The 20868-nt window shown below is 65.6% G+C and carries 18 protein-coding genes; 11 read left to right on the forward strand and 7 right to left on the reverse strand.

All coding sequences use genetic code 11. The features are described from left to right. Window positions 1–7 precede the first annotated feature (7 nt). Window positions 8–3088: a methyl-accepting chemotaxis protein gene (locus tag FCT00_RS08775; RefSeq protein ID WP_138422703.1), complete on the forward strand. Its 3081-nt coding sequence runs from the start codon at window positions 8–10 to the stop codon at window positions 3086–3088. Window positions 3089–3109: 21 nt separating this feature from the next. On the opposite strand, the gene FCT00_RS08780 is transcribed toward FCT00_RS08775, so the two are convergent. Further along, complete coding sequence (locus tag FCT00_RS08780) at window positions 3110–4075, reverse strand: zinc ABC transporter substrate-binding protein (RefSeq protein WP_138422704.1); 966 nt, start codon at window positions 4073–4075, stop codon at window positions 3110–3112. A gap of 71 nt (window positions 4076–4146) precedes the next feature. Here FCT00_RS08780 and FCT00_RS08785 point away from each other — a divergent pair, with 71 nt between their 5' ends. From FCT00_RS08785 to FCT00_RS08795, 3 genes are read left to right on the forward strand one after another with little or no spacing between them, the layout of a single operon-like run. Beyond that, window positions 4147–4635: a transcriptional repressor gene (locus FCT00_RS08785; protein ID WP_138422705.1), complete on the forward strand. Its 489-nt coding sequence runs from the start codon at window positions 4147–4149 to the stop codon at window positions 4633–4635. Beyond that, complete coding sequence (locus FCT00_RS08790; protein ID WP_138422706.1) at window positions 4632–5372, forward strand: metal ABC transporter ATP-binding protein; 741 nt, start codon at window positions 4632–4634, stop codon at window positions 5370–5372. Before FCT00_RS08785 ends, FCT00_RS08790 begins: the two co-directional genes overlap by 4 nt. Continuing rightward, the gene (locus FCT00_RS08795) at window positions 5365–6147 is read left to right on the forward strand and encodes a metal ABC transporter permease (protein ID WP_138422707.1); all 783 of its coding nucleotides are present in this window, start codon (window positions 5365–5367) and stop codon (window positions 6145–6147) included. Before FCT00_RS08790 ends, FCT00_RS08795 begins: the two co-directional genes overlap by 8 nt. Before the next feature lie 4 nt (window positions 6148–6151). Here the strand turns inward: FCT00_RS08795 and FCT00_RS08800 are convergent, their stop codons facing one another. From FCT00_RS08800 to FCT00_RS08820, 5 genes are read right to left on the reverse strand one after another with little or no spacing between them, the layout of a single operon-like run. Beyond that, entirely contained in the window at window positions 6152–7081 is a 930-nt protein-coding gene (locus FCT00_RS08800) for an AEC family transporter (protein ID WP_138422708.1), read from the reverse strand. Continuing rightward, window positions 7081–7884, reverse strand: a complete 804-nt coding sequence (locus FCT00_RS08805; protein ID WP_138422709.1) for an MBL fold metallo-hydrolase — start codon at window positions 7882–7884, stop codon at window positions 7081–7083. The genes FCT00_RS08800 and FCT00_RS08805 overlap by 1 nt, the downstream gene beginning before the upstream one ends. Further along, window positions 7884–8672 carry a TatD family hydrolase gene (locus FCT00_RS08810; RefSeq protein WP_138422710.1) on the reverse strand — a complete coding sequence of 263 codons (789 nt, stop codon included), beginning with the start codon at window positions 8670–8672 and terminating at the stop codon, window positions 7884–7886. Before FCT00_RS08810 ends, FCT00_RS08805 begins: the two co-directional genes overlap by 1 nt. Beyond that, the gene (locus FCT00_RS08815) at window positions 8669–9796 is read right to left on the reverse strand and encodes a DNA polymerase III subunit delta' (RefSeq protein WP_138422711.1); all 1128 of its coding nucleotides are present in this window, start codon (window positions 9794–9796) and stop codon (window positions 8669–8671) included. Before FCT00_RS08815 ends, FCT00_RS08810 begins: the two co-directional genes overlap by 4 nt. A gap of 49 nt (window positions 9797–9845) precedes the next feature. Next, window positions 9846–10682: a class I SAM-dependent methyltransferase gene (locus tag FCT00_RS08820; RefSeq protein ID WP_138422712.1), complete on the reverse strand. Its 837-nt coding sequence runs from the start codon at window positions 10680–10682 to the stop codon at window positions 9846–9848. A 69-nt stretch (window positions 10683–10751) separates the two neighbouring features. On the opposite strand from FCT00_RS08820, the gene FCT00_RS08825 reads away from it, so the two are divergent. The 7 genes from FCT00_RS08825 (at window position 10752) to FCT00_RS08855 (ending at window position 19713) form a co-directional block, all read left to right on the forward strand. After that, a complete protein-coding gene (locus tag FCT00_RS08825; protein WP_171042947.1) occupies window positions 10752–12080 on the forward strand; it encodes a capsule biosynthesis protein in 1329 nt (442 codons plus the stop codon). After that, complete coding sequence (locus tag FCT00_RS08830; protein WP_171042948.1) at window positions 12077–12871, forward strand: SDR family NAD(P)-dependent oxidoreductase; 795 nt, start codon at window positions 12077–12079, stop codon at window positions 12869–12871. Before FCT00_RS08825 ends, FCT00_RS08830 begins: the two co-directional genes overlap by 4 nt. Before the next feature lie 267 nt (window positions 12872–13138). Beyond that, on the forward strand, window positions 13139–14167 hold the full coding sequence (locus tag FCT00_RS08835) for a BMP family lipoprotein (RefSeq protein ID WP_008335175.1): 1029 nt from the start codon (window positions 13139–13141) through the stop codon (window positions 14165–14167). Window positions 14168–14244: 77 nt separating this feature from the next. After that, a complete protein-coding gene (locus tag FCT00_RS08840; RefSeq protein WP_008335176.1) occupies window positions 14245–15768 on the forward strand; it encodes an ABC transporter ATP-binding protein in 1524 nt (507 codons plus the stop codon). Further along, on the forward strand, window positions 15765–16916 hold the full coding sequence (locus tag FCT00_RS08845; RefSeq protein ID WP_212748001.1) for an ABC transporter permease: 1152 nt from the start codon (window positions 15765–15767) through the stop codon (window positions 16914–16916). The genes FCT00_RS08840 and FCT00_RS08845 overlap by 4 nt, the downstream gene beginning before the upstream one ends. Continuing rightward, window positions 16913–18187, forward strand: coding sequence for an ABC transporter permease (locus tag FCT00_RS08850; RefSeq protein ID WP_138422716.1), 1275 nt, complete (start codon window positions 16913–16915; stop codon window positions 18185–18187). Before FCT00_RS08845 ends, FCT00_RS08850 begins: the two co-directional genes overlap by 4 nt. Before the next feature lie 257 nt (window positions 18188–18444). Beyond that, window positions 18445–19713 (forward strand): glycerate kinase type-2 family protein, encoded by a 1269-nt coding sequence (locus FCT00_RS08855; protein WP_138422717.1) that lies wholly within the window; start codon window positions 18445–18447, stop codon window positions 19711–19713. Between the two features lie 199 nt (window positions 19714–19912). Here FCT00_RS08855 and FCT00_RS08860 read toward each other — a convergent pair whose 3' ends face one another. Continuing rightward, entirely contained in the window at window positions 19913–20857 is a 945-nt protein-coding gene (locus FCT00_RS08860) for a Gfo/Idh/MocA family oxidoreductase (RefSeq protein ID WP_138422718.1), read from the reverse strand. Window positions 20858–20868 lie beyond the last annotated feature (11 nt).

A 20868-nucleotide genomic window follows, 5' to 3' on the forward strand; every position in this document is an offset into this window, starting at 1 on the left:
CAGGCTTATGCGGTTTCTCAACAATCTGAGCATCTCGAAAAAGATGCCGATCATCATGGTCCTGCTGGTCGTTTTGTCGGCCAGCGTCTCGGGTGTGCTTCAGGGGACCGAACAGAAGGCGGCGCTGCTGGATGGGGCGACGGCGCAGTTGGAGGCGATTGTCGACACCCGGGCCGAGCTGATGGCGCAGGCGACGCTGAACGCGGTCCTGCATCTTGACGGGCTGGTCGAGGGGCCTGCGACCGCGGCACAGATCGCCGCGCTCTTGAACGGTGTCGCGATGCTTGGGGCGGACGCCGAGGCGCGGTTGACCGAGGCGTTCGTCACAGCGAACCCCTATCCCGAAGGCGAACGTGCTGAGTTGCTGGAGCCTGCGGCGGCGGGGCTTTGGGCCTATGGCGGCGCGCACAAGGTCTTTCACCCGCAGGCCCGGACCTTCGCCTCGCATTACGATTTCCTCGACGTCTTCGTGGTCGCCCCGGACGGGCGGGTGATCTACTCGATGAACAAGGGACCGGACTATGCGACCAACCTCGCGACGGGAACGCAGGCCGACAGCATTCTAGCGCAGACCTTTCAAACCGCGATTGCGGCGGGGGCGCGCGCGGCGGAGGTGCCTGTGGGCGGCCGCTTCGGCCCCTTTCACGGCGATGTCGCGACTTTCATCATGCGTGGCGTGACGGGCGAGGATGGTTCGATCCTCGCCTATCTTGCGGTCCAGCCGGATACGCAGGTGTTTTCGACCATCGCGAACGACCCGAACGGGTTGGGCGAGACCGGGATCGTCTTCGTCGTCGGCGAGGACGGGACGTTTCGCTCACGCTCGCGGTTCGACGCCGGGTTCACGGTGACCGATCCGGTGGCGGCTGGCCCGCAGATCGACGCGGTGCTGGGCGGCGCGACCGGCGCCCAACTGGGCACGGGTCAGGCCGGACAACCGGCGCTGATCGCCTATCGCCCCCTTGGCGGTGCGACGCCGGGTTGGGGCGTGGTGGCCGAAAAGGACATGGCGGAAATCCTCGCGCCGACCCGCGATCTCATGATCCAGATGGCGATCCAGCAGGGTCTTGTCATTCTCGGCGTTTCCATTGTCGCCGTCCTCTTTTCGGCGTCTCTGGCGCGCCCCCTGCGCCGGGTGACAGGGGCCATGGCCGAGATTTCCGAGGGCGCGCTGGACACCCGCGTGCCGGATGTTGCGCGGCGCGACGAAGTCGGCCAGATCGCGAACGCGCTTGAACGGTTCCGTGTCGGGCTGATCGAAAACGAAAAACGGCGGTTCGAGGGTAATTTCCGGTCGGCCGCTTTCGACAACAGCAGTTCCGCGATCATGATGACCGGGCTCGACCAGACCGTCATGCATGTGAACGCGTCGCTGTCGAACATGCTCAAGCGGTATGACACAGCGTTCCGGGCCACGGTGCCGGGCTTTTCCTCGGAAGAGATCGTAGGTCGCTCGATTCACGATTTCCACCCGCCCGCGATCGAAAACCGCGTCGAAACACTGCTGCGCGACCCCGCGAACCTGCCCTATAGCGCCGACATCGCATTCGGCGACGTGCGGATCACGCTGACGATCACGGCGGTCTACGATATCGCAGGCAAGCACATCGGGTTCGTGACCGAATGGACGGATGTGACGGAGGGCTACATGAACCGGGCGCTTCTGCGCGCGATGGAGGCCAATCAGGTCAAGGTCGAGTTTACCGCCGAGGGGCACTTGCAGCGGGCCAACGATGTCTTCGCCACGACGATGGGCGTGACCGCGCCGGTCGCCGCGCGATATCGGACGGTGGAAGACCTGTCGCCTGCGCTGGGCGAGACGCTTGAAAAAGTCCGCGCGGGCGAAGCGGTGTACGGACGGTTCGAACTCGACAGGCCCGATGGCACGCGGGCGATGATCGACGGATCCTTCGCGCCGGTCAACGACGGGAACGGGCGGCTGATGCGGATCGTGCTGGTGGGCAATGACGTGACCGAGGCGACGCTGGCGATGCGTGACAGCGAAGAAAAACGGCTGGAAATGCAGGAAAATCAGGCCCGGGTCGTGGACGCGCTGCGCGAAGGTCTGGAAGCTCTGGCCGAGGGCGATCTGATGACCCGGATCGACGAGGCCTTCACCGAGGATTACGAGCAACTGCGCAACGACTTCAACAAGGCGGCCGACAAGCTGCTGGAGGCGATGCGCGGCGTGATCGAGAACGCCGATCTCATCACCGGCGAGGCGGCCGAGATTTCCATCGCCGCCGACGACCTGTCGGCCCGGACCGAGAAACAGGCCGCGACGCTGGAGGAAACCGCCTCCGCGCTCGATCAACTCACCTCTTCGGTGCGGTCGGCGGCCGATGGCGCGACCCATGCCAACGAGATCGTCGACAAGGCCCGCGAAAACGCGGAAGCCTCGGGCGAGGTCGTGCGCGAGGCAGTGACGGCGATGGGCGAGATCGAAAACTCGTCGACCCAGATCTCCAAGATCACCGGCGTCATCGACGATATCGCGTTCCAGACCAACCTTCTGGCCCTGAACGCGGGCGTCGAGGCGGCCCGGGCCGGCGAGGCCGGGCGTGGCTTCGCCGTCGTCGCCTCGGAAGTGCGGGCGCTGGCGCAGCGGTCATCCGATGCCGCACGTGAAATCAACGAGCTGATCTCGGCTTCGGGCGGTCAGGTCAAACGCGGCGTGGACCTCGTCGGACAGGCGGGCGAGGCGCTGAAAGGGATCGTCGAAAGCGTGTCGGAAATCTCCAAACACGTCTCCGAGATCGCCGTGAGTTCACGCGAGCAAAGCTCGGGCCTTGCCGAAATCAACGCGGCGGTGAACCAGCTCGATCAGGTGACCCAGCAAAACGCGGCAATGTTCGAGCAGACGACAGCGGCGAGCCATGCGCTGACCCGCGAAGCGGAAACGCTGGCCCGGACCATGGGCCGCTTCCAAACCGGCGCCCCGGCCCGCGACGCGGCTGCCCCCGTGGCCTTCACGACCAAACGCGACACCTCACCGGCGCGGCCGCCAGCCAGCGCGGCCCGGGCGACCGCGACCTCCGCCACCGCCGTGGCGCAGGCGCCCGACGATGATGGGTGGGACGAATTCTGAGGGCGGGGGCGCGCGTTTACGTCAGCGTTCAGTGAGGCACGTGTCGATGACCGAGGCGACCCCGGTCATGAGCTCGCCATAGAGTTCGGGCCCGGGGGTCAGGGTGCTTCCCATCGGGTCGAGCACGCCCGTGCGCAGCCCGGCGCCGGCTTCGATCGCCTCGAGCAGCCCCGGATCGGACCCTGGTTCGGAAAAGGCGCAGGTCACGCCGTGGTCGTCGACAAGGTCTTTGAGGGCGGACAGGGCCGCGGCAGATGGGGCAGAGGCATCGCCCGGCTGCACACTGCCGAGAATGTCGATCCCATAGGTCGCGGCGAAGTAGCCGAATGCATCGTGGAAGGTGACGATTTCAGCGCCTGCATGCGGTTCGAGCCGGGCCGAAATCGCGGCATCCATCTGAGTGACGTCGATAATCGCTGCCTGCGCGTTCGCGAAGTATGTTTGGGCGTTTTCCGGATCGCGCGCTGCGAGTTCTTCTGCCACCGCGCCAAGCCAGGCACGGGCGTTGTCCGGCGACAACCAAGCGTGCGGGTCGGTGCCCTCGTGATCGTGCGCCTCGGAATCTTGGCCGGCCTCGTGGTCATCTTCCCCGTCTTCCGCATGTCCTTGGTTATCGTCGGGGTGACCCTCCTCTTCTTCGAGGGCGGCGTCGGAGCCGTCGAAATCGCGCAGGGACGTCGCCGGATGCTCGAGCAGCGCGATGGTCTCGGCGCGGGCAAGGCCGTCGATCGCACGGGCGAGCCACGGCGCCAGATCTTCCCCGACCCAGATCACCAGCTGCGCCCGTTCCAGCATCCGTGCCTGACTTGGCTTCAGGGTCACCGAATGCGGATCGGCGCCACCTTGCAAGAGCAGTTCAGGCTCGGCCACACCGGCCATGACCTGCGAGACGAGCGAGTGGACCGGCGCGATATCGGTGACGACCTGAGGCGGTTCGGCAAAGGCGGGCAACGGGGCGAGGGCGGCGGCGATGAAGGGCAGGCGCATGACTTGTCCGGTCTCCAATAATGTTATATCGTTACGCATCTGTAATATCATAACGCATCGGTATGCAACCCATGAGCCTCGATCCCTCCGCCGCTTTCCATGCCCATGACCACAGTGCCTGCGCCCAAACCGCTCTGGAACAGGCCGAGAAAATCTGCGCCAATGCAGGCGTCCGGTTCACACCCGTGCGGCGGCGGACCTTGGAAATCCTGCTGGCGGAACATCGGGCCCTCGGCGCCTACGACGTTTTGGACCGGCTGGCGGAGGAGGGGTTCGGAAAGCAACCGCCCGTCGCCTATCGAGCCCTCGATTTCCTTGTCGAACACGGGCTTGCCCACCGCATCAGACGCCTGAACGCTTTTGCCGCCTGCACCCATCCGCAAGACGCCCACGCCCCCGTCTTTCTCATCTGCTCGGACTGCGACGCCGTGGCCGAGGCGCCGGGGGGAACGGTGCGCGAAGCGCTGGAACAGGCCGCCGGGGACATCGGGTTCTCGGTCGCACGCGCCAGCATCGAAGCGGTCGGCCTGTGCCCGGCCTGCAACGAGGCCGCCGCATGAGCCTGATCGAGGCCAAGGGCCTGTCGCTCTCCTACGGCGCGCAACCCGTGCTCGAGAACGTGAACATCGCCATCGAACCCGGTGAAATCGTCACGCTGGTCGGACCGAACGGATCGGGAAAGTCCTCTCTCGTCAAGGTATTGACCGGCCAGTTGAAACCGGATGCGGGCAAGGTGCGTCGCAAGCCGGGCCTGCGTCTCGGCTATGTGCCGCAGAAGCTGGCCCTCGAACGGTCCCTGCCGATGACGGTCGCACGGTTTCTGAACTTGCCCGAACGGCGCGATCCCGAAGCGATCCGCAGGGCGTCAGAGGAAACCGGGATCGAGGGGTTGGAGCACCGGCAGGTCGCCGATCTGTCTGGCGGGCAGCAGCAACGGGTGCTTCTGGCCCGCGCGCTTCTGACGTCGCCGGAACTTCTGATCCTCGACGAGCCGACCCAAGGGCTCGACCAGCCGGGCGAAGCAGCCTTCTACCTGAAACTCGAACACCTGCGCGACGCGCTGGGATGCGCGGTGCTGATGGTCAGTCATGACCTTCATGTCGTGATGAGCGCGAGCGACCGGGTGATCTGCCTGAACCACCACATCTGTTGCGAGGGCACGCCGCATGTGGTGCGCGATGCGCCGGAGTATCGCGCGCTGTTCGGCTATGGCACCGGCGGGGCGCTGGCGCTGTATCAGCACGAACACGACCACCACCACCATCATCAACACGACCACGATCACGACCATGTTTGACGATTTTCTCGTGCGCGCGGGGTTCGCGGGCGTCGGGCTCGCATTTGCCACCGGGCCATTGGGCAGTTTCGTCGTCTGGCGCCGGATGGCCTATTTCGGCGACGCGACCGCACATGCGGCCATTCTCGGCGTGGCGCTTGCGCTGATCTTTTCCGTCCCGGTGACGCTGGGCACGCTGGCCGTCGCCCTCGCCATGGCGCTGGTGGTGAGCGGTCTGGCCACGCGCGGTCACGCGATGGACGCGACGCTTGGGGTCCTCAGCCACTCGGCCCTCGCGCTCGGACTGGTCGCGATCAGCTTCGTGCCGGGCGTCCGGGTGGACCTGTCCGCGTTCCTGTTCGGCGACATTCTGGCGGTGGGCCGACAGGATCTTTTGGTGATCTGGGGCGGCGCGGCCGTGGTCGTCGGGCTGCTGGTCTGGCGCTGGGCCCCGCTTCTGACGGCGACGATGTCCGAGGATCTGGCGGTCGCATCGGGCATCGACCCGCGGCGGGAGCGGCTGGTCCTGACCCTCGCCCTCGCCATCGTGGTCGCCGTCGCGCTCAAGGTGATCGGGACGCTTCTGATCGCGGCCATGCTCATCATCCCAGCGGCTGCGGCGCGGGGCTTCTCGCGCACACCCGAGGCGATGGCGGTTTCGGCCGTCGGCATCGGGGCGGCGTCGGCGCTTGCCGGTCTTGGCGCGTCTTACCTGGTCGACACGCCGGCGGGGCCGTCGATCGTGACCGCTGCGGCGGTCATCTTCGCGATCACGGCGGCGGTCACGCGGCGGTGAGCCGTCAGGGCAGGACGTGCAGCCAGAGCCAGATCGTCAGGATCGAACTGGCGGTCGCGGCAAGCACGCCCGTCGCGTTCACGCGTTTCGACACGCCATACATATTTGCGAAGAGGAAGGCGTTGACCCCCGGCGCCATCGAGGCGGTGAGGACGGCCGACCGGAACTGCGCGTCGGAGAGGCCGGTGAGCGTGCCCATGACCCATGTGACCGCAGGGTGCAGGACGAGCGAGACGAGCACGATCCACGCCACAACGCGCATGTCGCCTTCGGGTTTGTAGGCGACGAGCACCCCGCCAAGGCCGAAGAGCGCGGCGGGCAGGGCGGCGCGGGCCACGAGGTCCACGGCGTCGCGGGCGGGGCCGGGGAGCGTGAGGCCCGAGAGGTTCGTGGCGATGCCGAGCGCGATGCCGATGACGAGTGGGTTGCGCGCCATGGATTTGGCGACGCCCTTGAGCGGGGCCAAAATGCCGCCGCCCCCGGTGCGCACGATCTCCATCGCTGTGACGCCGATCAGGTAGCAGACCGGCGCATGGATCGCGATGATCGCATAGTTGGGGCCGAGCGCGTCCGAGCCGTAGGCGCGCTCCATGATCGGCAGGCCCAGAAGGACCGAGTTGGAGAAAAGCGTGGCGAAACCGATGGCGACGCTGTCGGTCCACGGACGCTTGAACAGGTAGCGCGCGCCGAACAGGCCCGCGAAGAAGCCGAGGATCGCGCCCGTGTAGAACGAAGCGAGCAGGTTCCACGCGAAGTTCTCGCCCAGTTCGAGGGTCGAGAGGGCGCGAAAAAGCAGCACCGGCACCGCGAAATTCTGAGCGAATTTCATCAGCCCCTGAACGGCGTCGTCGGAAAAGCCGAGTTTCCAGCGGGCGAGGTAGCCGAACCCGAGCACGAGGAAGACGGGCAGGATGACCTCGATCAGCGCCTGCATCAGATGTCGTAGCTGATCTGCATCCCGTCGTAGGCGGCGGTGATGTGGGCGGGCGTTTCGGCCTCGATCGTGGTGTGGTCGATGTCGATATGCATGTTGGTCAGGACGCCGCGTTTCGTGCCGGAACGTTCCAACCATTCGAGCGATTTCTCGACATGGGCATGGGTCGGGTGCGGGGTGTAGCGTAGGGCGTCGAGCACCCAACAATCAAGGTCTTGAAGCGCGTTCCAAGCCGCATCCTTCATGTCGGACACGTCGGGCAGATAAGCGAAGTCGGCGACGCGGAAGCCGAGGGCGTCGATGTTGCCATGCTCGACCTCAAACGGGGTGAAGGTGATCGGGCCACCCGCGCCGGTCAGCGTGAAATCTTCGCCGTCGCGGATCGTGTGCATGTCGAGGATGGGGGGATAGCTCGACCCCTCCGGCTGGACGAAGGCGTAGCCGAAGCGGGAAAACAACGCGTCCTGCGTGGCACCGTCGGCATAGACCGGCAGGCGCTTTCGCATGTTGTAGACGATCATGCGCAGGTCATCGATCCCGTGAACATGGTCGGCGTGGGCATGGGTGTAAATCACCGCGTCGAGCGCGCCGACATTCGCGTCGAGCAGTTGCGCGCGCAGGTCGGGCGACGTGTCGATCAGGATGCGCGTGGTGGCATCCCCTTCGGCCCGTTCGACCAGCATCGAACAGCGGCGGCGCGCGTTCTTCGGATTGGCCGGATCACAGGCGCCCCAGTTGCCGCCCAGTCGCGGGACGCCACCGGACGAGCCGCAGCCCAGAATGGTGAAGGTCAGGCGCGCCATCAGGCGGCCTTCCAGAACAGGCGGTCGAAATTGTCCTGCGTCGCGCGGGCGAAATCGGCATAGTCGAGCCCGAAAACCTCGGCGCCGACGCGGGCCGTATGCGCCGTGAAGGCGGGTTCGTTGCGCTTGCCCCGATGGGGCGGGGGCGCAAGGTAGGGGCTGTCGGTCTCGACGAGGATGCGGTCGAGCGGCGCGTCGGCGAAAATCTCACGCAGGTCCGAGGATTTCGGGAAGGTCGCGATGCCCGACATGGACAGGTAAAAGCCAAGGTCGAGCGCGGCGCGGGCCAGCTCCGGCCCCGACGAAAAGCAGTGCATGACGCAGGTGTATGCACCCGCTTTGTGCTCTTCGGTAAGTATACGTGCCATATCGTCATCCGCGTCCCGTGCGTGGATGATAAGCGGCAGCTTGGTCTGGCGGGCCGCTTCGATATGGGCGCGCAGGCTTTCCTGCTGAATCTCTTTGGAATCAGCGGTGTAATGGTAATCGAGCCCGGTTTCGCCGATGCCGACGAACTTGGGGTGATCCGCGAGCGCCACGAGCTCTTCGACGGTCGCCAGAGGCTGATCCGCCGCGCTCATCGGGTGGGTCGCGGCGGCGAAATAGACCGGATCGTGCGCCTCGGCGATGGCTTGCACTTTTGGCACATTCGCCAGTTTCGTGGCGATCGTCACCATCCGTGTCACGCCGGCTTCGGCGGCGCGGGCGACGATTTCATCGATCTGACCCTCGAAATCCGGGAAATCGAGGTGGCAATGGCTATCGGTGATGCTTGGCTGCTCGGTCATGCGGCGTAGGCTGCTGCGGTCTCGTTGATCCTGAAGGTGATATCAAGGATGAGGGCGGCAGGGTCAAGGTTGACCGCCCGCCCATGTCCGGCGCGCGAAGACACGTCTTGCGCCACCTCGGCCCAACGGCGCGCGCGCCATGCGTCGGGGGCGAGTCGGGCGAAGAGCGCGGCCTCGCCGGGGGCGGCTTCGATCAGCGGCGGGTGGCCCGCGCCGGAGCGTGCGAGGCGGGCGAGGAACTGGTCCACGAGGTCGAGGATCAACGCATAGCGCGTGGCGTTCGCGACCCCGGCCGCGCTTTGCGCCAAGGCGATGGCGCGGGGGCGGTCGTAGCGCGGGGCATGGGCGAAGATGGACACCAGATCCTCGTAGATCTTGAGCCCGCCCAACTGGCTGAGGCGCAGGGCCTCTCCCACGGACCCGCCCGCCAGTTCGCCCAAGGCTTCCGCGTCGGGGCCGGGCATGTCGCCCGCGTTTTCCAGCGCGCGGGCGAGGTCGGGGGGCGCCAAGGGCGACAGGCGCAACTCGCGGCACCGTGACCGGATCGTCGGCAGGAGGCGCGAGGGCTGATGGCTGACGAGGAGCAGCGTCGCACCCCGCGGAGGCTCCTCCAGCATCTTCAAAAGCGCGTTGGCGGCCTGCGTGTTCATCTCGTCTGCGGCATCCACGATGACCACGCGCCGGCCCCCGTCCGAGGCGGAGAGACCGAAGAATTCGCGCAGTTTGCGCACCTCGTTCACGCGGATATCGGCGGACAGCTTGTCGCCCTTGTCGTTCGGGCCGCGTCTGAGCAGGAACAGGCCGGGTTCGGCCAGTTGCATCGACCGGCGCACCACGGGGTGCTCGGGGTCGATGTCCAGCGTTTCGGGCGGCGGTGGCGCGCCGAACATGCCGCCGTCGTCGGCGGGCGTGGCCAGCAGGAACCGCGCGATCCGCCAGGCGAGCGTCGCTTTGCCCACGCCGCGCGGGCCGGAAATGAGCCATGCATGGTGCAGCCGTCCGCCGTTATAGGCGGTCAGGAACCCCTGTTCGGCCGCGTCCTGCCCGACGAGCGCACGGGTTTCGCGCGGGTGGGGCGCACCTTCGATGCGGTCGGGTTCGGGAAGCTCCATCGGATCGGCCATGCGGCCAACTTAGAGCAATCGCGGGCAGGCGAAAGGGCGATTGCGCGGCTCAGGCCGGTTTGCGGATCACGCAGGCGAAATCGGCGCGCAGGCCCTTTTCGTATTCATCGTATTCCGGGCTGCCGGGCATGTCGGCCCAGCGGCGGGCATAGATCGAGAACGGCCATGGCACGCGGGCCAGCGTGGCTTCGCGGCGGGGCAGGTCGGCCTTGAGCGAGGCAAAGGTGTGGGGCGTGATGTTGCGATAGGTCAGGACTTCGAGCCCTTCCTTGGCGGCGGCTTCGCGAATCTCGCCCTCGACCTTGGCGTGGTCGCCCTGACGGTAGCCGCCGGAAAAGCTGATGAGTCCGCCGGGTTTCACGACGCGCCCGGCCTCTTCGACGAAAAGGGTGAGACCGAAGTAGGTGGGCGATCCGACGGCGACCACCATGTCGAAACTGTCGTCGGCGAAGGCCAGCCCGCCGGAATGCCCTTGCGTGATCGTGGCATCGGTGAAGGGCTTGGTGCGCCGTTTGGCAAGCCGAACGGCGGATTGCGAGCGTTCGGTGCCGGTCAATTTCGCCTGCGGGTAGAGGCGCGACAGGTAAACGAGCCCGCCGCCCTGACCGCAGCCAACGTCGAGGATCGACGTCGGCGCAGGCCCGTGATCCTTCACCATCGTGCGGCCCGCCTGATGATACATCATGGCCGAATGATCCTCGCCCGCGAACTCCGGGTAGGAGGTGTAGTCGTCGTCGAGCGGCATGTATCCGCCGTTGAAGAACCACATCCGCCGTGCCGGAGACAGGCGATACAGCACCTCGTAGGCGACGAGGTCGAACAGGTGGAACGCGAAGCCGAAAACCCGCTTGCCAAAACTGTCATGGGCGCGGAGAAAGTCTGGCATCTTGCCTCCCGGTCGTGATTAAAGGGCCGGAGCCTTAATGCGATAGCCACAAGAAAAATGGAACAGCCAATGAGCGCCAATCAGGGACAATCGGAGACGCGCAGTTTCCTGTTCCTGCAAGGGCCGACGTCGGGGGTGTTTCGTGACCTTGGCCGGGCGCTGGCCGCGCGGGGGCACAAGGTGCTCAAGGTCAATTTCTGTCCCGGCGACTGGCTGTTCTGGCGCGGAAAGGACACGCAGATGTATCGCGGGTCGCTGGCGGGCTGGCCCGACCATCTGCGCGCGCTCATCCGCGAACGTGGCGTGACCGACATCCTCTATTTCGCGGACCGTTTTCCCTATCACAAGGCGGCGCAGCGCGTGGCGCATGAAGAGGGGGTGCGCAGCGTGTCGATGGAATACGGCTACCTGCGGCCCGACTGGCTGATCCTCGAAGAGGGCGGGCAGTCGACCTATTCCCATTTCCCGAAAGATCCCGCCAAGATCGAAGCGGTGGCAGAGACGCTGGAGCCGGTCGATCAGGCCCAGATCTATGACATCCCGAGTCTGGACGAGGCGGTGCGCGAAGCGTCGTTCCACCTGTCGAACGCCTTCTTCGGATGGCTGACCCCGCGCTATCGCCCGGATCGTTATTACCCGGTCTTGGTCGAGTTTCCGGCCTATGTGCCCCGGCTTCTGAAGCGGCGGCGCAACGCACCGAAGGCGGATGCGCTGGTCAGGCATTTCGAGGCGACGGCCGAGGTGCCGCGCTTCCTCGTGCCGCTACAGATGCAGAACGACTATCAGCTGCGCGACAACGCGCCCAAGGGGTTCCAGACCGAGTTCATCCGGCGCGTCATGGCCTCGTTCCGCGATCATGCGCCGGAGGGGGCCGAACTGATCTTCAAGATTCACCCGATGGACAACGGGCTGGAGCGATGGGACCGTGTGGTGCCGCGGCTGGCCGCCGAACACGGGTTGGCCGAGCGGGTGCATTTTCTGGACGGCGGGTTCCTGCCCGACATCTTCTCCATCGTCGCGGGCTGCGTCGTCATCAACTCGACGACCGGACTGATCGCCCTGCGCCGGAACGTGCCGACGAAACCGCTGGGCGTCGCGGTCTATGATATCGAGGGGCTGACCCATCAGGGCGATCTGGACGGGTTCTGGACCGATCCCCAGCCCCCGAAGCCCGGCATGCTGAACGCGCTCGTGCGCGCCATGGCCTATGGCATCCATGTGCGCGGCTCGGTCTATGGCGACGAGGGCCGGGCGGCGTTCATCCGCAACGCGATCGAACGGCTGGAGCAGCCGCGGATCAACCAGTTCGGGCTTTATGAGCCGCGCCCGCCGCGTGTCGACAAGGCCGTGTCGCTGGGCATCGCGGTCGATTGGCCCGTGGGCAAGATCGCGTCGTGACCGGGGCGCGCCGAATCCTGCTGACCGGGGCAAGCTCGGGTCTGGGGCGGGAATTGGCGCGCGCCTTGGCGAAACCGGGCGTGACGCTGTGCCTGTCGGGGCGACGTGAGGCGGCCTTGGCGGCGGTCGCCGACGAATTGCGCGCCAAGGGTGCCGAGGTCGAGACAGCCATCGTGGACCTGACCGACATTCAGGCGGCCGAGGATTGGGTCGATGCCGCGGCGCACGCGCCCATCGACCTTGCGCTCCTGAACGCGGGGATGTTCGACGGGCGCGGCAAGGACGGTAAGCTGGAAAGCCCGCGCCGGGCCGCGATCCAGATCGAAACGAACCTGACCGCGCCCACCGTGCTGGCGCTGCGTCTGGCCGACCACATGCGCGAGGCGGCTCAGGGCACGATCCTGTTCGTCTCGTCGCTGGGGGCTTTCGCCAATCAGGCCGATGCGCCGAGTTATTGCGCCTCGAAAGCCGGGATCACGGCATTCGCCCGCGCGCTGCGCGAAGACCTCGCCCCCGACGGGGTGCGCGTGGTGATCGCGCATCCCGGCCATATCGAGACGCCGCAGACCGAGGTGCATCGCGGCCCGCTGCCGGGGATCATGCCCGCAGAGCAAGCGGCGAAAACCATCCTCGCGGGGCTGGCGCGTGGGACCGCCGAAATCGACTTTCCCGGCCACCTCAGACTGGGGCTGAAACTCCAGTCGCTGCTGCCGTGGAAAATGCAGGCGAAGATCAATCAGGGGCTGCGGTTTCACGTCGATCACGGCGACGACCCCGACAAGGGGAAGTAACGTCAAGGGCTTGGCCGGTTCGGGCGATGCCCGAAATCCGGGCATCGCGTCGTGATAAGCGGCTTGAAAGCCCTCGGAAATTTTTGAACGTCGGGTCAAATCCGGCGAAAAAGCCAAAATCTATCAACCACCTTGAAAAAACCCGTGCTAGGCTTTCGCATGTCTGCAGGGGGAATCGCTGCCGTCCCGGTCACGCGTTGCCTGCCAAAAAAATAAACTAACCTGCCGCGCCCGAACGTCTTGGCGTGGTTCGACATGGAGGTCTTAATGACGTTTCTCAACAAAATCACGGCCCGCACCGGGCTTGCCGCCGCGCTGCTCGCCGGCACGGTGATGACGGCTTCGGCCTTCACCGCCTGTCAGGTGACCGACACGGGCGGCATCGACGACGCGGGCTTCAACCAGACCGCGTGGAAGGGCGTGCAGGATGCGATGGAGGCTTCGGACATCGAAGGCCGTTTCCTGGAATCGCAGGCCGAAACCGATTACGAGGCCAACCTGAACTCGCTGATCGAAGGCAACTGCGACATCATCGTCACCGTCGGCTTCCTCATGGGCGACGCGACCAAGGCGGCCGCCGAGGCCAACCCGGAGCAGAAATTCTCGATCGTCGACTTCGCCTATGATCCCACGATCCCGAACGTGCTGGGTCAGGTCTATGCGACCGATCAGGGTGCGTTCCTTGCCGGTTATCTGGCCGCTGGCATGTCCCAGACGGGCGTCGTCGGCACCTTCGGCGGCATCAACATCCCGCCGGTCACCGCGTTCATGGACGGCTTCTACTACGGCGTTCAGTACTACAACGAACAGAAGGGCACCGACGTGATGGTTCTGGGCTGGAACCCGGAAAGCTCGGAAGGCCTGTTCACCGGCAACTTCGACAGCCTCGACGATGGCCGCGCCTTCGCCGAGAACCTGCATCAGGAAGGCGCCGACATCGTCATGCCCGTCGCCGGTCCCGTGGGCCTTGGTTCGGCGCAGCTTGCCGACGAGATGGGCACCGACAGCCTGAAGATCATCGGTGTGGACGCCGACCAGACCCAGACCGACCCGGAAAAGGCGCATGTCTATCTGACTTCGGTCCTCAAGCGCATGGACTCGACCGTGACGCAAGTGATCGACATGGCGATGAACGACACGTTCGAAGGCGGGCTGATCGTCGGCACGCTCGAGAACGAAGGCGTGGGCCTCGCCCCCTATGGCGCCTTCGAAGATTCCATTCCGGAAGAGCTGAAAGCCGAGATCGAGGCCGTGAAAGCGGGCATCATCGACGGATCGATTCAGGTCGGCATGTAATCTGACCCTTTGCCGCCGCCGGTGAAACCCGGCGGCGGTTTTCCGTCCAAAACCTGTCCAATCGGGGAGGGCAGCCCATGGATGTCGAACTGCGCGGTCTGACCAAGCGCTTCGGCCCCGTCGTCGCCAACGACAACGTCAATCTGCACATCCGCGCGGGCGAGGTTCTGGGCCTGCTCGGCGAGAACGGTGCGGGCAAATCGACCATGATGAACATGCTCTCGGGGCTCTACACGCCCGACGAGGGCGAGATCCTGATCGACGGCAAGCCGGTCAAGTTCGAAGGCCCCGGTGACGGGATCGCCGCGGGCATCGGCATGGTGCACCAGCATTTCATGCTCGTCCCCGTGATGACGGTCGCCGAAAACGTCGTGCTGGGCGTCGAGCCGACCGGCAAGTTCGGATACCTCGACATCAAGAAGGCCCGCCGTCAGGTCGAGGAGATCAACGAGAAATACCGCCTGCACGTGCCCCCCGACGAACTGATCGAAGAGCTCCCGGTGGGCATCCAGCAGCGCGTCGAGATCCTCAAGGTGCTGTTCCGGTCTGCGGACGTGCTGATCCTCGACGAGCCGACTGCCGTGCTCACCCCGCAGGAGGTGCGCGAATTCTTCGGGATCGTGGACACCTTGAAGAAAGCCGGGAAAGCCATTGTTTTCATTACGCATAAGCTGCATGAGGTTCTGGAGATTTCGGACCGGATCAGCGTGCTTCGCCAAGGCCGGATCACCGGCGAAGGCGACCCCAAGACACTGACGGAATCGGACCTTGCCGAGATGATGGTGGGCCGCCCGGTCAGCTTCACGACCGCCAAGGGCGATGCCAAGCCGGGCCGCACCATGCTGGAATTGCACGATGTGACCATGCTGGACGAGAACGACGACAAGGTGCTCGACCGCGTGTCGATGACCGTGCGCTCGGGCGAGGTCGTGGGCGTTGCGGGGGTGCAGGGCAACGGCCAGACCGAACTGGTCGAGGCGATCACGGGGCTTGAGCGTGTTGCGTCGGGCAAAATCGACTTCGACGGCACCGACATCACCTATGCTCGCGTGCGCGAGCGTCACAAAATGGGCATGGCCCATATCCCAGAGGATCGGCACAAGTCGGGCATGGTCGACAGCTTCTCGGTCGCCGAGAACATGGTGCTGAACAACTATTACGCGCCGGAATATTCCAAAGGCTGGGCGATCGACTGGCCCAAGGTCCACGAGACGGCGGCGAAATACTGCGTCGAATTCGACGTGCGCACGCCGAGCGTGTTCCTGCCCGGCGGGGCGCTGTCGGGCGGCAACCAGCAAAAGATGGTGGTGGCGCGCGAACTGGAGCGTCAGACCAAGCTCGTGATCGCCTCGCAGCCGACACGCGGGGTCGACGTCGGGTCGATCGAGTATATCCACGAGCGGCTCATCGCCAGCCGGGACGAGGGCGACGGCGTGCTTATCGTATCGTCGGAGCTGGACGAGATCATGGGGCTCTCGGACCGCATTTACGTCATGTACGACGGCAGGATCGTCGCGGAATTCGACAACACCGGCGGCAAGGCCGACCGCAATGCCGTGGGCCTCGCGATGGCGGGGTCGTTTGAAGGAGAGGCCGCATGAGTTCGGGACCGGACCTCAAGGAAGTGAATGAACGGATGCGCGGCCTGATGGCGCGCACCACCCATGGCCGCGACGATTTCGAGGATCTCGTGATCGTGCCGCTGTTCGCCGTGGTCGTGGCGCTGATCTTCGGCGCGCTCATCATGCTCGCCACCGCCGTCGACTTGCCGACCATCGGGCGCAGCTTCGTGGCGCTCGCCGTCGGCTCGGTCGGGTCGCTGTCGGCTTGGTCCGAGACGCTGACCGCTTCGATCCCGCTGGTTCTGGCGGGTCTGGGCCTTGGCCTGGGCTTCCGGGCGGGCCTGTTCAACATCGGGGCGGAGGGTCAGCTTCTGATGGGCGGTCTGGCCGCCGTCGTCGCGGGCTTCACCTTGGCCGGTCTGCCGTGGATCATCCATCTGCCCCTGACGCTTCTGATCGGGGCGCTGGTCGGGGCGCTTTACGCCGCTATCGCTGGGTTTCTCAAGGCGACGACCGGGGCGCATGAAGTCATCTCGACCATCATGCTCAACCTCATCTCCTATCGCCTGCTCGACTGGCTCCTGCGGCAACCGTTCATCCAACGCGAAGGTCGGTCCGACCCGATCTCCAAGGACGTTCCACCCTCGGCGGAACTGCCCCGCATCCTCGATTTCATCGACGTGAACCTGCGCCTTCACGCGGGTATTTTCGTGATGCTGGCCGCCGTCGCCTTTGTCTACTGGATGCTGTTTCGCTCGAAGATCGGCTTTGCCTTCCGCGCTTCGGGCGAGAACCCGGATGCGGCGAACTACGCGGGCATGAACGCGGCCTTCATCATCGTGCTGGCGATGGCCACGGCGGGTGCGCTCGCCGGTCTTGCTGGCGCGACGCAGGTCACCGGCGTTCTGGGCCGTGCGAGCCCCGGCTTTTCGGCCGGGATCGGGTTCGACGCCATCGCCGTCGCGCTTCTGGGCCGGTCGCATCCCGTCGGCATCTTGTTCGCCGGCATCCTGTTCGGCGCGCTCGAGGCGGGCGGCCGCCAGATGCAGGTCAGTGCGGGCGTGTCCATCGATCTGATCGGGATCATTCAGGCCCTTATCATCATCTTCATCGCGGCCCCGCTTCTCGTGCGCGCGATCTTCCCGTGGGGCTTCCGGAAACGCACCAAACGCGTGGGTGACGCATGACCGACATTACCAGCCAAGCCACCCCGTCGTCCGACGAGAAACTCGACAGCGCCTCTGCCCGCCGCGCGCGGATCATGGGCGGGGTGCTGATCGCGCTCGCCCTTCTGGTGCTGTTCGGGCTGAACGTGACACCGGGCGAGGTCGCGACCTTCCGCCTGACCACGCCGCGCGATGCCATTCAGGTCGGCAACCTCGTCGTCCCCGGCGGGCCGTTCAACATGATCGCCGCGGCGCTGCTTGCCTTTCTCGGCGTGCGCCAGTTCCTGCGCGGCGGTGCGAAGTGGACGAACCTGAGCCTCGGGATCGGTCTCGCCATTCTCGTGATGGCCTTCCTCGTCTGGGCGACGGCGGGCAAATCGTTCTCGCTCACCGGCATGTTGCAGGCCACGATGGTGCGTGCCGTGCCCATCGCGCTGGGCGGACTCGCGGGCGTGTTGTCCGAACGTGTGGCGGTCGTGAACATCGCCATCGAGGGGATGCTTCTGGCGGGCGCCTTCACCGGTGCGCTCATCGGGTCGCTTCTGGGCGGGTGGGTCGGCATGTTCGCCGCGATCCTCGTCGGTGGCGGCTTCGGCATGCTCCTCGCCGCCCTCGTCGTGACCTACCGAATGGACCAGATCATCGCGGGGGTTGTCATCAATCTCTTCGTCTTGGGCGTGACGAGTTACGTGTCGTCGCAGGTGTTTTCCGAATATCGACACCTGAACAACGCGCCCACCTTCCGCGCCTTCAAGATCCCGCTCCTGGGCGACATTCCGGTCATCGGCCCGATGCTGTTCAACCAGAACCTGTTCGTCTACGGCGCGCTGATACTGGTCGCGATCTCGACCTATTACCTGTTTCACACCAAGAACGGGCTGCGCGCGCGCGCCGTGGGCGAGCATCCCCGTGCCGCCGACACGCTGGGCGTCGACGTCTATCGCACGCGCTATATCCACGTGACGCTGGGCGGCATGGTCGCGGGCTTCGGTGGCGCATGGTTCACGCTCGGCTCGGTCGGGCGGTTCGACGAAAACATGACGAACGGGCGCGGCTACATCGGGCTGGCCGCCATGATCTTCGGCCGGTGGCATCCGGTCGGGGCGCTTTCGGCTGCGCTGATCTTCGGCTTCGCGGATTCGATCCAGCAGAAACTGGCGCTTCTGAACACGCCGATCCCGTCCGAATTTCTCGCCATGGCCCCCTACATCGCGACGATCATCGTGGTCGCGGGCCTGATCGGCCGGTCGAAACCGCCAGCAGCGAACGGGACGCCCTACACCAAGGAATAAAGGGGTGGAGCGTCCCGAATTCGAACAGTGACAACTGAAAAAGGGTGTTGCGTGACCGTGGATCAGAAGACCGATTTGCCCGATCCGGGAACGCTCCATGTCGCGTTGGGTCGGTCGAACCACTCACAAGACCGAGCCATGCGTAACACCAAGGACTTTAATCTCACACTCTGGGACGTAAAATGGTGGAATTCCACCATGTTGGCGCTTACAAACTTATCTGATGGAGTCAAGTTTGGCCGGCGCGGGGCGGCCGCATGACACCGGACGACCGCGCCCTCCTGACCGACCTGTTCGACGCGGCGATCCGGGCCGCCGATGCGACGCAGGCATTGGGGCCGAACCTGCCTGCCCCCCCGAAGGGCCGGACGGTCGTGATCGGTGCGGGCAAGGGCGCGGCGCAACTCGCCGTCGCTTTCGAGGATCTGTGGGAAGCCCCATACGAAGGCGTCGTGGTCACGCGATACGGATACGGGGCCAAGACCCGAACCATTCGCGTGATGGAGGCCGCCCATCCGGTGCCGGATGCTGCCGGGATCGACGGGGCCGAGGCTCTGTTCGCGGCGGTCCAGGGGCTGACCGAAGACGACCTCGTCATCGCGTTGATTACCGGGGGCGGGTCGGCCCTGCTGCCTGCGCCCCCCGACGGCTTCACGCTCGCGGACGAGCAGGCCTTGAACGAGGCGCTCCTTGCCTCGGGCGCGCCGATTTCCGCGATGAATGCGATCCGAAAGCATTTCTCGCGCATGAAGGGCGGGCGGCTCGCGGCGGCGGCGCATCCGGCGAAGGTAGTGACGCTGATCGTATCCGATGTGCCGGGGGACGATCCGGCGCAGGTGGCGTCCGGCCCGACGGTTCCCGATGCGACCGATGCAAAGGCGGCGCTGGCCGCGATCCGGGCTTGGAATGTCGCGTTGCCCGACCGCATGTTGGCCGAAATCGAGGCCTGCGTTGCGCCCGATCCCGCCGACCCGGCGTTCGCGGACAACGAGGTCAGGGTGATTGCCTCCGCCGCCCGTTCGCTCGACGCCGCCGCCGCCCGTGCACGGGACCGCGGCCTTCCGGCGGTGATCCTCTCCGACGCCATCGAAGGCGAGGCGCGGGAGGTCGCGCGCGTCCACGCGGCGATCGCGGGCCACTCGGCCACCAAGGCCCAGCCCTTCGAAACGCCCGTCGTCGTGCTCTCGGGCGGCGAGACGACAGTGACGCTGAAAGGGCAGGGGCGCGGCGGGCGGAACACGGAATTCCTGCTCGCCTTCGCCATCGCCATCGACGGGTCCACAGGCATTGCCGCGTTGGCCGCCGACACCGATGGGATCGACGGAAGCGAGGACAACGCGGGGGCCTTCGCCGACGGCACCACCGCCGCGCGCCTGCGCGAAGCGGGCTACGACCCGTCGGCGCTTCTTGCAGAAAACGACGCCTTCACGGCCTTCGAGGTTCTGGGCGACCTGTTCACCCCCGGCCCCACAGGCACCAACGTGAACGACTTCCGCGCCATCCTCGTGCGCCCGTCGGACGGCTAGGCGCGCCACATCCCCGTCTTTCCGGTCCGAAAATATCCCCGCCGGAGGCAAGAAAGTTCTGCGAGACCTCGCCAGCCGGCGACCGGCCCGAGACCGTCTCGCCACCGCCAAATGACGCCGAGCGCAGCGAGGCGCCCCCCAAAATGAAAGGGCCGCGCGAAGCGCGGCCCCGGGTCGTCCCGCGACAGCGGGGCGAAACTTATTTGAACCCGCGCTCGATGGCGTCGAGGGTCTCCATCGCGGGCAGCACCTGAGCGACGGCACCGTTCGGCTCGCGGCCTTCGGTGATGGCAGAGACGAACTCCCGGTCGATCAATTCGATCCCGTTGTTCGACACGGCCACGCCCTCCAGATCGATCGGGTTTTCTTTCCCATCGAACAGGTCGTCATAGCGCGCGATATAGGTGCCGTTGTCGCAGATGTAGCGGAAGAAGGTCCCGAAGGGGCCGTCGTTGTTGAAAGACAGCGACAGGGTGCAGATCGCGCCCGACGGGGTCTTCATGCCGATGGCCATATCCATCGCGATGTCGAGGTCGGGGTGCTTGGGGCCTTGCAGGCCGAAGCTCTCCGACACGCTCTCGCCGGTCTGGTACTGGAACAGATCGACCGTGTGGCAGGCGTGGTGCCAGAGCAAGTGATCTGTCCACGACCGGGCCTCGCCCTTGGCGTTGGTGTTGGTGCGGCGGAAGAAATAGGTCTGCACGTCCATCTGCTGAATTTTCAGCTCGCCCGCGTCGATCTTGTTCTTGATCCACTGGTGCGACGGGTTGAAGCGGCGGACCTGCCCGGCCATGGCGACCAGCCCGGTTTCTTTCTGCTTCTCGACCACCGCGATGGAATCCTCGAGGCTGTCGGCCATCGGGATTTCCACAAGCACGTGCTTGCCCGCATCCATACAGGCGATCGCCTGTTCGGCGTGCATCTGCGTGGGGGTCGACAGGATCACCGCGTCCACGTCATCGCGCGCAAGGCATTCGTCCAGCGTCGTGGCCCAATGGCCGACGCCGCGCTCTTTCGCGAAGGCTTCGATCTTTTCGGCGGTCGGCCCCATCACCGAGGTCACTTCGACCTCGGGAATGTTGGCCAGCGCGTCCATGTGTTTGATCCCGAAGGCGCCATAGGCGCCGGCGACACAAATACGCATGAGGGTTCCCC

The sequence above is a fragment of the Maritimibacter alexandrii genome (assembly GCF_005871115.1).
In the GTDB taxonomy this organism is placed as follows: Bacteria; Pseudomonadota; Alphaproteobacteria; order Rhodobacterales; family Rhodobacteraceae; genus Maritimibacter; species Maritimibacter alkaliphilus.